Below are 12,026 nucleotides of genomic sequence, written 5' to 3'. Positions count from 1 at the left end.
ACAGTTGCCGGCCCTGAACAGGCTCAGGGCCGACGTTATTCGGTGTGTCCGCTGATGCGTTGGCCCCAGGCAACGGCTGTGGCGCACAGCTGTTGTTCATCCATGCGGGTCAGTTGCCGGTCGTCTAGCAATTGCTTGCCGGCGACCCAAAGGTGTTTCACGCAATCGCGTCCGGTGGCATATATAAGCTGCGATACGGGGTCGTAGATCGGTTGTTGTGCCAGACCCGAGAGGTCGAACGCCACGATGTCTGCGGCCTTACCGACCTCCAGTGAGCCGACTTCGCTTTCCAGGCCCATCGCCCGGGCGCCGTTGAGAGTAGCCATGCGCAAGGCGCGATGGGCATCCAGGGCGGTGGCCGAGCCGGCAACAGCTTTGGCCAGCAGGGCGGCGGTACGGGTTTCGCCCAGCAGGTCCAGGTCATTGTTGCTGGCGGCGCCGTCGGTGCCGATTGCTACATTGACACCTGCCTGCCACAAACGCTCCACCGGGCAGAAGCCACTGGCCAGTTTCAGGTTCGATTCCGGGCAGTGGATGACGCTGCTGTTACTTTCTACCAGCAAAGCCAGGTCATCATCGCTGATTTGGGTCATGTGAACAGCCTGGAAGCGCGGCCCAAGCAACCCCAGGCGAGCAAGGCGGGCCAGCGGGCGCTCACCGCGGTGCTCCATCGACTGCTGCACTTCGAAGGCGGTTTCATGCACATGCATATGGATTGCGGCGTCCAGCTCCTCGGCGATTATCCGGATTTTTTCCAGGTTTTCATCGCTGACGGTGTACGGCGCATGAGGCCCGAAGGTGATCTTGATCCGCGGGTGATGCTTAAGGTCGCCGAACAGTTCGACAGCCTGGCGAATGGCCTCGTCGGCATCGCTGGCGCCGGGAATCGGGAAGTCGAGGATCGGGACGGCAATCTGCGCGCGGATGCCGCTGTTGTGGACCCGCTCGCTGGCGACTTTCGGGAAAAAGTACATATCCGAGAAGCAACTGATGCCACCCTTGATTTGCTCGGCGATAGCCAGATCGGTGCCGTCACGCACGAAGGCTTCGTCGACCCATTTGGCTTCGGCGGGCCAGATGTGCTTTTCCAGCCAGGTCATCAGCGGCAAGTCGTCTGCCAGGCCGCGAAACAGGGTCATCGCCGCGTGGCCGTGAGCGTTGACCAGGCCTGGACTGAGTAGCACGCCCGGCAGTTCACGGACTTCAGTGGCGGCCAGTTTCAGTGCCATCGACCGTGGGCCGACAAACGCGATACGTCCGTCGCGGATGCCCAGGCCGTGCTCCTTGAGTACTACGCCTGCGGGTTCGACAGGTACCAGCCAGGTTGGCAGTAGCAACAAGTCGAGCGGGGCAGCAGTTGGCGTCATAGATGGCGTCTTCTCGAGTTGTGATAGGCAAGGCTGTTATAAAGAGGGGCGAAGTATACCCGAGCGTCTTGGCTGGCGGATCGCTATAATCGGCGGCTTTTGTTCATGAGTGCGGGGTGAGGGATGCGCGATCGACTGTTGGCTGCGGAGAAGGTGAAGGCCATCGACTGGCGTGATGGCGCACTGTATCTGCTCGATCAACGCATTTTACCGTTCGAGGAAACCTGGATTGCCTATACCAGCGCGGCCGGTGTGGCCGAGGCGATTCGCTCTATGGTGGTGCGTGGCGCGCCGGCCATCGGTATCAGCGCGGCCTATGGCATGGTGCTAGCAGCCCGGGCCCGCATCGCCGAGGGCGGTGACTGGCAGGCCGCGTGGGAAGAGGATTTCGCTCTGCTGGCCGATTCCCGACCCACGGCAGTGAATCTGTTCTGGGCCTTGAGTCGCATGCGCGACCGCCTGGATCGCCTCAAGGAGCATGCCGACCCGCTATTGGCGCTGGAGGCCGAAGCCATCGCCATTCATGAGAGCGATCGCGAAGCCAACCTGACCATGGCGCAATTGGGGGTCGACCTGATCCGCAAGCACCAGGGCAATGCCCAGGCGTTTCTCACTCACTGCAACGCCGGGGCATTGGCGACTGGCGGTTTTGGCACGGCCCTTGGGGTGATTCGTGGGGCATTTCTGGAAGGCATGGTCGAACGGGTCTACGCCGACGAAACCCGGCCATGGCTGCAGGGTTCGCGGCTGACCGCGTGGGAATTGGCCATTGAGGGTATTGCTGTCACGCTGAATGCCGATTCTGCCGCCGCGCACATCCTCAAGACCAAGGGCGTGACCTGGGTGATTGTCGGTGCTGATCGCATTACCGCCAATGGCGATGTGGCGAGCAAGATCGGCACTTATCAGTTGGCCTTGTGTGCCATGCACCATGGTGTGCGTTTTATGGTGGTGGCGCCCAGCTCCACCATTGACATGAGCCTGGCCAGTGGTGAAGACATCCCGATTGAAGAGCGAGATGGCCGTGAATTGCTGGAAGTGGGCGGCCAGCGGCTCGGCGCTGATGTGGATGTATTCAATCCGGTATTTGATGTGACGCCGGCTGACCTGATCGATGTCATCGTCACGGAAAAGGGCATCGTCGAGCGGCCGGATACGGCGAAGATGGCTAAGTTGATGTGTCGCAAGCGGCTGCATTGAGTATATCTGCCTTCGAAAACCGCCTGGATCTACCTCTGAGCCCCTCTCGTCGCCCTCAAGCCTGTCATCCATCAACTTACTATGCTCCATGCGCATCAGGGGGATAGGTGCGTGGCGGCGATTGTGATAACATTCGGCGGTTTCCAGGGTCACCCCGAGGGGTGGTCTTTACTGCGCAGATCCGTGTCATAACTCGTTGATTTGTCGTAAGTCGTTGTCAGGCACCATGCCGGCGGCGGCGAGCTTCGTTCGTCCCATATGGATGTGACGAGGTTTCACCCGAAAAAGGAATCAGGCTTCTCATGGGCGAACTGGCCAAAGAAATCCTCCCGGTCAATATCGAAGACGAGCTGAAACAGTCCTACCTCGACTACGCGATGAGCGTAATTGTCGGTCGGGCACTGCCTGATGCGCGCGATGGCTTGAAGCCCGTGCATCGGCGTGTGCTGTTCGCGATGAGCGAGCTGGGTAACGACTGGAACAAGCCGTACAAGAAATCTGCCCGTGTTGTCGGTGACGTGATCGGTAAGTATCACCCTCACGGCGACACTGCGGTGTACGACACCATCGTTCGTATGGCCCAGCCATTTTCCCTGCGCTACCTGCTGGTAGACGGCCAGGGTAACTTCGGTTCGGTCGACGGCGACAACGCCGCAGCCATGCGATACACCGAAGTGCGCATGACCAAGCTGGCGCACGAGCTGCTGGCTGACCTGCACAAAGAAACCGTGGACTGGGTGCCGAACTACGACGGCACCGAAATGATCCCTGCGGTCATGCCGACCCGTATTCCCAATCTGTTGGTCAACGGCTCCAGCGGTATCGCCGTGGGCATGGCCACCAACATTCCGCCACACAACCTCGGTGAAGTCATCGACGGTTGCCTGGCCCTCATCGACAACCCTGAGTTGACCATCGATGAGTTGATGCAATACATCCCGGGCCCAGACTTCCCGACTGCTGCGATCATCAACGGTCGCGCCGGCATCGTCGAAGCCTACCGCACCGGTCGCGGTCGCATTTACATGCGGGCCCGCTCGATGATCGAAGACATCGACAAGGTCGGTGGCCGTCAGCAGATCGTCATCACCGAACTCCCTTACCAGTTGAACAAGGCGCGTCTGATCGAGAAGATCGCCGAGCTGGTTAAAGAGAAGAAGCTTGAAGGTATCACCGAGCTGCGCGACGAGTCCGACAAGGACGGTATGCGCGTCGTGATCGAGCTGCGTCGTGGCGAAGTGCCAGAGGTGATCCTCAACAACCTCTATGCCCAGACCCAGCTGCAAAGCGTGTTTGGTATCAACGTCGTTGCGCTGATCGATGGCCGCCCACGGATCCTTAATCTCAAGGATCTGCTGGAAGCCTTCGTGCGTCACCGTCGTGAAGTCGTAACCCGTCGTACCGTATTCGAACTGCGCAAGGCCCGTGAACGTGGGCACATCCTTGAAGGCCAGGCGGTTGCCCTGTCGAACATCGATCCGGTCATCGCCCTGATCAAGGCTTCGCCGACCCCGTCGGAAGCCAAGGAAGCGCTGATCAAGATGCCGTGGGAATCCAGCGCCGTTGTGGCGATGGTTGAACGTGCTGGCGCCGACTCCTGCCGTCCGCAGACCCTGGACCCGCAATACGGCCTTCGCGAAGGCAAGTACTACCTGTCCCCGGAACAGGCCCAGGCCATTCTGGAACTGCGCCTGCACCGTCTGACCGGTCTGGAGCACGAAAAGCTGCTGGCCGAGTACCAGGAGATTCTCAACCAGATCGGCGAGCTGATCCGCATCCTCAACAGCGCCGAGCGCCTGATGGAAGTGATCCGCGAAGAGCTGGAAGTGATCCGCGCCGAATACGGCGATGTGCGTCGCACCGAAATCCTCGATGCCCGTCTCGACCTGACCCTGGGTGACATGATCCCGGAAGAAGAGCGCGTCGTGACCATTTCCCACGGTGGCTACGCCAAGACCCAGCCGCTGGCTGCGTACCAGGCCCAGCGTCGTGGTGGTAAAGGCAAATCGGCTACCGGCGTCAAGGATGAGGACTACATCGCTCACCTGCTGGTTGCCAACAGCCACACCACGCTGTTGCTGTTCTCCAGCAAGGGCAAGGTGTACTGGCTGAAAACCTACGAAATCCCGGAAGCGTCCCGCGCTGCCCGTGGACGTCCGCTGGTCAACCTGTTGCCGCTGGGTGACGGTGAATACATCACCACCATGCTGCCGGTCGACGAGTACACCGAAGGTCACTACATCTTCATGGCTACCGCTGGCGGTACCGTGAAGAAGACCCCGCTGGAATCCTTCAGTCGTCAACGCAGCGTGGGTCTGATCGCCCTGGAACTAGACGAAGGCGACGTGCTGATTTCCGCGGCCATCACCGACGGCGAGCGTGAAGTCATGCTGTTCTCCGACGGCGGCAAGGTTACCCGCTTCAAGGAATCCGACGTTCGCGCCATGGGCCGTACGGCCCGCGGTGTGCGTGGCATGCGCCTGCCAGAAGGGCAGAAGCTGATTTCCATGCTGATCCCGGAAGAAGGCAGCCAGATTCTTACCGCGTCGGCCCGTGGTTACGGCAAGCGTACCGCCATCAGCGAGTTCCCTGAGTACAAGCGTGGCGGTCAGGGTGTTATCGCCATGGTCAGCAACGATCGCAACGGCCGTCTGGTCGGTGCAGTCCAGGTGCTCGACGGCGAGGAAATCATGCTGATTTCTGACCAGGGCACCTTGGTGCGTACCCGTGTTGGTGAAGTGTCGAGCCTGGGACGTAACACCCAGGGCGTGACCTTGATCAAGCTGGCCAGCGACGAAACTCTGGTTGGCCTGGAGCGTGTCCAGGAGCCATCTGAAGTTGAAGGCGAAGAGCTGGAAGGCGAGGACGGGGTTGAGTTGCCGGACGAGGTGATCGCAGGCGCTGATGACGGCGTCGACGAGCAACCACTCGACGCTGCCGCAGACGAAGAAGAACCGCAGCAATAAGCGGACAAGCAGGGGGCGGATGAAGATTCGCCCCCTTGTTGTTTGTCCTTTATGAAACAGAACGCCTCCCCCCTGTAGGAGCGAGCTTGCTCGCGAAGATCGTCAACGATAACGCGGGATGCCTGGCGCCCCTTGCGCTCTCGGGTTTTTCGCGAGCAAGCTCGCTCCTACAGTATTTGATTTCAGTCCCACCAGATCAGAGCGAGATTGGATGTGAGCAAGAGAGCCTATAACTTCTGTGCCGGTCCCGCGGCGCTTCCTGAAGCAGTCCTGCAGCGCGCGCAGGGTGAACTCCTCGACTGGCATGGTAAAGGCCTCTCTGTGATGGAAATGAGCCATCGCAGCGATGAGTTCGTGTCCATTGCTACCAAGGCCGAGCAGGATCTGCGCGACCTGCTGGACATCCCTTCAAACTACAAAGTGCTGTTTCTCCAGGGCGGCGCCAGTCAGCAATTTGCCCAATTGCCACTGAACCTGCTGCCGGAAGACGGCACCGCGGACTATATCGACACCGGTATCTGGTCGCAGAAAGCCATTGAAGAAGCGTCGCGCTACGGCAACATCAACGTGGCGGGTACCGCCAAGCCTTACGATTACTTCGCCATTCCTGGTCAGAACGAGTGGAAGCTCACCAAGGACGCGGCCTACGTGCACTACGTGCAGAACGAGACCATTGGCGGCCTGGAATTCGATTGGGTTCCAGAGGTCGGTGATGTTCCGCTGGTGTGCGACATGTCGTCGGACATTCTCTCGCGCCCTATGGATATCTCCCGCTTCGGCATGATCTACGCCGGTGCGCAGAAGAACATCGGCCCGAGCGGTATCCTGGTCAACATCGTCCGTGAAGACCTGCTGGGTCATGCTCGTTCGCTGTGCCCGACCATGCTCAACTACAAGGTCGCGGCCGACAACGGCTCGATGTACAACACTCCGCCGACTCTGGCCTGGTACCTCTCCGGCCTGGTGTTTGAATGGCTGAAAGAGCAGGGCGGTGTCGCCGCCATGGGCAAGCTCAACGAAGAGAAGAAGCGCACGCTGTACGACTTTATTGACGCCAGCGGCCTGTACAGCAACCCGATCAACATCCCAGACCGCTCGTGGATGAACGTGCCGTTCCGCCTGGCTGATGATCGCCTGGACAAGCCGTTCCTGGTCGGTGCCGAGGCGCGTGGCCTGCTGAATCTCAAGGGCCATCGCTCGGTGGGTGGCATGCGCGCCTCCATCTATAACGCTGTCGACATCAACGCCGTCAACGCGCTGGTGGCCTACATGGCAGAGTTCGAAAAGGAACACGGCTAATGTCTGAGCAAGAACTCAAGGCCCTGCGCATACGCATTGACAGCCTGGACGAGAAAGTCCTGGAGCTGATCAGTGAGCGCGCGCGGTGCGCCCAGGAAGTTGCACGGGTGAAAATGGCCTCCCTGGCTGAAGGCGAAGTGCCGGTATTTTACCGTCCTGAGCGTGAGGCCCAGGTGCTCAAGCGCGTGATGGAGCGTAACCAGGGGCCGTTGGGCAACGAAGAGATGGCGCGGCTGTTCCGTGAAATCATGTCCTCGTGCCTGGCCCTTGAGCAGCCGCTGAAGGTGGCTTACCTCGGCCCCGAAGGCACCTTCACCCAGGCAGCAGCCATGAAGCACTTCGGTCACGCAGTGATCAGCAAGCCGATGGCAGCGATCGACGAAGTGTTCCGTGAAGTGGCAGCCGGGGCGGTGAACTTTGGCGTGGTGCCGGTGGAAAACTCCACCGAAGGCGCGGTCAATCACACCCTCGACAGCTTCCTTGAGCACGACATGGTGATCTGCGGCGAAGTCGAGTTGCGCATTCACCATCACCTGCTGGTGGGTGAAAATACCAAGACCGACAGCATCAGTCGCATCTACTCCCACGCCCAGTCCCTGGCCCAGTGCCGCAAGTGGCTGGACGCCCATTACCCGAATGTCGAGCGCGTGGCGGTGTCCAGCAACGCCGAAGCGGCGAAGCGGGTCAAGGGTGAGTGGAATTCGGCGGCGATTGCCGGCGATATGGCGGCTGGCTTATACGGGTTGACGCGCCTGGCCGAGAAAATCGAGGATCGCCCGGATAACTCCACGCGCTTTTTGATGATCGGCAGCCAGGAAGTGCCGCCAACCGGCGATGACAAGACCTCGATCATCGTCTCCATGAGCAACAAGCCCGGCGCGCTCCATGAGCTGCTGGTGCCGTTCCACGACAACGGGATTGACCTGACGCGAATTGAAACTCGTCCTTCGCGCAGCGGTAAATGGACGTATGTGTTCTTTATCGACTTCGTCGGCCATCACCGCGACCCACTGGTCAAGAGTGTGCTGGAGAAAATCAGTCAGGAGGCCGTAGCACTCAAGGTGCTGGGCTCTTACCCGAAAGCGATTTTGTGAGGCTTTAACATGAGTGGCAACTTCCTCGCCCTGGCACAGCCGGGCGTGCAACAACTGTCGCCTTATGTTCCGGGCAAGCCTGTGGACGAGTTGGCGCGTGAGTTGAATCTGGATCCGGCGAACATCGTCAAGCTGGCCAGTAACGAAAACCCGCTGGGCCCAAGTCCCAAGGTATTGGCGGCGATTCGTGAAGAGCTGGCTGAGCTGACCCGTTACCCTGACGGTAATGGTTTTGCCCTCAAGTCCCTGCTGGCTGAAAGCTGCCGGGTGGAGCTCAACCAAGTCACTCTAGGCAATGGTTCCAACGATATTCTGGAGCTGGTAGCGCGCGCCTATCTGGCGCCTGGCTTGAATGCGGTGTTCAGTGAACACGCTTTCGCCGTGTATCCGATCGTTACCCAGGCCGTAGGTGCCGAGGCGCGGGTGATTCCGGCCAAGGACTGGGGGCATGACTTGTCGGCCATGTTGGCGGCTATCGACGGCCAGACCCGCGTGGTGTTTATCGCCAACCCGAATAACCCCACCGGCACCTGGTTCGGCGCCGAGGCGCTGGATGATTTCCTGCAAGACGTACCGGAGAACGTGCTGGTCGTCCTGGACGAAGCCTATATCGAGTACGCCGAAGGCAGTGACCTGCCGGACGGTCTGGACTTCCTCGCGGCTTATCCGAACCTGTTGGTCTCGCGGACCTTCTCCAAGGCTTACGGCCTGGCGTCGTTGCGGGTCGGTTACGGGTTATCCACCGCCGTTGTCGCCGATGTACTGAACCGCGTGCGCCAGCCATTCAACGTCAATAGCCTCGCCTTGGCGGCGGCATGTGCGGCGCTGCAGGACGCTGATTACCTGGCGGAAGGTCGCCTCATCAACGAAAGCGGCATGTGTCAGTTGCAGGAAGGCTTTCGCGAGTTGGGCCTGGGTTGGATTCCTTCCAAGGGCAACTTCATTTGCGTCGATCTCGGCCAAGTGGCTGCGCCGGTGTTCCAGGGCTTGTTGCGCGAGGGCGTGATCGTGCGGCCGGTGGCCAACTACGGCATGCCGAACCACCTGCGCATCACCATTGGTTTGCCGGCTGAAAACAGCCGCTTCCTTGAGGCGCTGGCCAAGGTTCTGGCTCGTGGTTGATGTCACTGCATTGCAACCTGCTGTGCCTATGGTCGGTCGCCTGGTGGTGGTCGGCCTGGGATTGATCGGTGGCTCCTTCGCCAAGGGGCTGCGTGAAAGCGGCCTGTGTGGCGAAGTGGTCGGTGTGGACCTGGACCCGCGATCGCGCAAGTTAGCGGTTGAGTTGGGTGTGGTGGATCGCTGCGAGGAGGATCTGGCGGTGGCCTGTCAGGGCGCTGATGTCATTCAGTTGGCAGTGCCGATCCTGGCCGTGGAGAAGTTGTTGGCGTTGTTGGCTGGCATGGACCTGGGGCAGGCGATTCTGACCGACGTCGGCAGCGCCAAGGGCAATGTGGTGCGTGCGGCGCGGCTGGCCTTTGGTGGCATGCCGGCGCGGTTCGTTCCCGGGCATCCGATTGCCGGCTCCGAGCAGAGCGGGGTAGAGGCGTCCAATGCGCAGCTGTTTCGTCGACATAAAGTGATTCTGACGCCGCTGGATGAAACCGATCCGACGGCATTGGCGGTGGTCGACCGGCTTTGGCGTGAGCTGGGGGCGGATGTCGAGCATATGCAGGTCGAGCGCCACGATGAAGTGTTGGCGGCGACCAGCCATTTACCGCACTTGCTGGCGTTTGGTCTGGTGGATTCGCTGGCCAAACGCAACGAAAACCTTGAGATTTTCCGTTACGCCGCCGGTGGCTTCCGCGACTTTACCCGGATCGCCGGCAGTGACCCGGTGATGTGGCACGACATCTTTCTCGCCAATCGCGATGCAGTTTTACGCACCCTGGATACCTTCCGTAGCGATCTCGATGCCTTGCGCGACGCGGTCGATGCTGGAGATGGGCATCAGTTGTTGGGCGTGTTCACCCGTGCGCGGGTGGCGCGGGAGCATTTCAGCAAGATTCTGGCTCGTCGGGCTTATATGGATGCCGCTGTAAATGCGGATGACATGGTTTTCATCGCCAGCCCTGGTGGTCGGCTGAGCGGGCGGGTCCGTGTGCCGGGTGATAAATCGATCTCCCATCGCTCGATCATCTTGGGCTCGCTGGCTGAGGGTATTACCGAGGTCGAGGGTTTTCTGGAGGGCGAAGATGCCCTGGCGACCTTGCAGGCTTTTCGCGATATGGGGGTAGTGATCGAGGGTCCGCACCACGGGCGCGTGACTATTCATGGTGTTGGTTTGCATGGCCTGAAGCCGGCGCCAGGCCCTATCTATCTGGGTAACTCAGGCACTTCCATGCGCTTGTTGTCCGGTTTGCTGGCGGCGCAGAGTTTTGACAGCGTCTTGACCGGCGATGCGTCGCTGTCCAAGCGGCCGATGAGCCGTGTGGCCAAGCCTTTGCGAGAAATGGGCGCAGTCATCGAGACGTCTGCTGATGGGCGGCCGCCGTTGACCATTCGCGGTGGTCAGGCACTCAAGGGGCTTACCTATACGCTGCCGATGGCCAGTGCCCAGGTTAAATCCTGCCTGTTGCTGGCCGGGTTGTATGCCGAGGGTAAAACTTCGATCACTGAACCTGCTCCGACCCGTGACCATGCCGAGCGGATGTTGCGTGGCTTCGGCTATCCGGTGAGTGTCGAGGGGGCTACGGCTTCGGTTGAATCAGGGCATGTACTGACTGCTGCTCATATCGAAGTGCCGGGCGATATCTCGTCTTCAGCGTTTTTCCTGGTGGCAGCTTCGATTGCGACAGGCTCCGAGTTGGTGCTTGAGCATGTGGGCGTCAATCCGACCCGTACCGGAGTAATCGACATCTTGCGTCTGATGGGCGCCGATATCACCCTGGAAAACCAGCGGGAAGTGGGTGGCGAGCCGGTAGCTGATTTGCATGTTCGAGCGGCTTCGCTGATAGGGATCGAGATTCCCGAGGCGCTGGTTCCGCTGGCTATCGACGAATTCCCTGTGCTGTTTGTTGCCGCTGCGTGTGCCGAAGGTCGAACAGTCCTGCGCGGTGCGGCAGAGTTGCGGGTCAAGGAGTCAGATCGCATTCAGGTCATGGCCGACGGTCTGCTGGCGCTGGGCGTGAAGTGTGAACCGACACCTGATGGGATTATCATTGATGGCGGCCAGATAGGTGGCGGTGAAGTGCACGCTCATGGCGATCATCGGATCGCCATGGCATTCAGCGTGGCCTCCCTTCGCTCGGCGGCGCCGATCCGTATCCATGACTGCGCCAATGTAGCTACATCTTTTCCGAATTTTCTTACACTGTGTGCCCAAGTCGGCATTCGTGTTGCCCAAGAGGCTCAATTGTGAATATCAAAGCACCGGTGATTACCATCGACGGGCCAAGTGGCTCGGGCAAAGGCACTATCTCCGGCATCCTGGCCAAGCGCCTGGGCTGGTGCCTGCTGGATTCCGGGGCGTTGTATCGCCTGCTGGCATTTGCAGCGCGCAACCATGGCGTCGACCTGACCAACGAAGAATCCCTCAAGCTGCTGGCGGCTCACCTCGATGTGCAGTTCCTCGGGGCGACGGAAGGTCATCCGCAACGCATTATCCTGGAAGGGGATGATGTGACCGATGATCTGCGTAACGAACAGGTCGGCGCCTGGGCTTCCCAAGTAGCCGCGTTGCCGGCGGTACGCGACGCGTTGCTGCAGCGCCAGCGGGCATTTCAGGAGCAGCCGGGCCTGGTGGCCGATGGTCGCGACATGGGCACGGTGGTGTTTCCCGAGGCACCGCTGAAGATTTTCCTGACCGCCAGCGCCGAGGAACGAGCTCGTCGTCGTTACTTGCAGTTGAAGGGCAAAGTCGATGGTGTTAGTCTGTCGAGTCTGCTAGATGAGATTCGTGCACGCGATGAGCGTGATACCCAGCGTGCGGTAGCCCCGCTCAAGCCGGCGGCTGACGCCATACAGCTGGATTCCACGGAGTTGTCCATCGAGCAGGTACTGGAACGCATCTTGAGTGAAATCGCTATTCGCGATATCACCGGGTGACTTAGAAGGAGCGCAGGGGACCAGTCTTAGTCCTGCCTTTCTTCTCTTATATG

8 protein-coding genes are annotated in these 12,026 nt (G+C 60.1%); 7 read left to right on the top strand and 1 reads right to left on the bottom strand.

Annotation, left to right across the window (positions count from 1 at the left end):
• Positions 1-35: 35 nt before the first annotated feature.
• Entirely contained in the window at positions 36-1,367 is a 1,332-nt protein-coding gene (locus tag ACZRJ6_RS20125; protein ID WP_463969787.1) for a TRZ/ATZ family hydrolase, read from the bottom strand.
• A gap of 123 nt (positions 1,368-1,490) precedes the next feature.
• On the opposite strand from ACZRJ6_RS20125, the gene mtnA reads away from it, so the two are divergent.
• The 7 genes from mtnA (at position 1,491) to cmk (ending at position 11,973) form a co-directional block, all read left to right on the top strand.
• Positions 1,491-2,567 (top strand): S-methyl-5-thioribose-1-phosphate isomerase, encoded by a 1,077-nt coding sequence (gene mtnA, locus ACZRJ6_RS20120; protein ID WP_463969788.1) that lies wholly within the window; start codon positions 1,491-1,493, stop codon positions 2,565-2,567.
• Positions 2,568-2,869: 302 nt separating this feature from the next.
• A complete protein-coding gene (gyrA, locus tag ACZRJ6_RS20115; protein WP_149411578.1) occupies positions 2,870-5,533 on the top strand; it encodes a DNA gyrase subunit A in 2,664 nt (887 codons plus the stop codon).
• Between the two features lie 213 nt (positions 5,534-5,746).
• Positions 5,747-6,832, top strand: coding sequence for a 3-phosphoserine/phosphohydroxythreonine transaminase (serC, locus tag ACZRJ6_RS20110; RefSeq protein ID WP_133098921.1), 1,086 nt, complete (start codon positions 5,747-5,749; stop codon positions 6,830-6,832).
• Complete coding sequence (pheA, locus tag ACZRJ6_RS20105) at positions 6,832-7,926, top strand: prephenate dehydratase (protein ID WP_463969789.1); 1,095 nt, start codon at positions 6,832-6,834, stop codon at positions 7,924-7,926. Before serC ends, pheA begins: the two co-directional genes overlap by 1 nt.
• Before the next feature lie 9 nt (positions 7,927-7,935).
• Complete coding sequence (gene hisC / locus ACZRJ6_RS20100; RefSeq protein ID WP_463969790.1) at positions 7,936-9,048, top strand: histidinol-phosphate transaminase; 1,113 nt, start codon at positions 7,936-7,938, stop codon at positions 9,046-9,048.
• Positions 9,049-9,076: 28 nt separating this feature from the next.
• On the top strand, positions 9,077-11,287 hold the full coding sequence (locus ACZRJ6_RS20095) for a bifunctional prephenate dehydrogenase/3-phosphoshikimate 1-carboxyvinyltransferase (RefSeq protein WP_463969809.1): 2,211 nt from the start codon (positions 9,077-9,079) through the stop codon (positions 11,285-11,287).
• Positions 11,284-11,973: a (d)CMP kinase gene (gene cmk, locus ACZRJ6_RS20090; protein WP_463969791.1), complete on the top strand. Its 690-nt coding sequence runs from the start codon at positions 11,284-11,286 to the stop codon at positions 11,971-11,973. The genes ACZRJ6_RS20095 and cmk overlap by 4 nt, the downstream gene beginning before the upstream one ends.
• Positions 11,974-12,026 lie beyond the last annotated feature (53 nt).

Source organism: Pseudomonas sp. C321, assembly GCF_055407105.1.
Note: the sequence above shows the minus strand (reverse complement) of the source record. Positions and strands in the feature narration are given on the sequence as shown.

Bases quoted from the DNA above. Each gene is read 5' to 3' on its own strand.
- ACZRJ6_RS20095 (WP_463969809.1), top strand. From the start codon at position 9,077: ATGGTCGGTCGCCTGGTGGTGGTCGGCCTGGGATTGATCGGTGGCTCC.
- hisC (WP_463969790.1), top strand. From the start codon at position 7,936: ATGAGTGGCAACTTCCTCGCCCTGGCACAGCCGGGCGTGCAACAACTG.
- ACZRJ6_RS20125 (WP_463969787.1), bottom strand. From the start codon at position 1,367: ATGACGCCAACTGCTGCCCCGCTCGACTTGTTGCTACTGCCAACCTGG.
- gyrA (WP_149411578.1), top strand. From the start codon at position 2,870: ATGGGCGAACTGGCCAAAGAAATCCTCCCGGTCAATATCGAAGACGAG.
- pheA (WP_463969789.1), top strand. From the start codon at position 6,832: ATGTCTGAGCAAGAACTCAAGGCCCTGCGCATACGCATTGACAGCCTG.
- mtnA (WP_463969788.1), top strand. From the start codon at position 1,491: ATGCGCGATCGACTGTTGGCTGCGGAGAAGGTGAAGGCCATCGACTGG.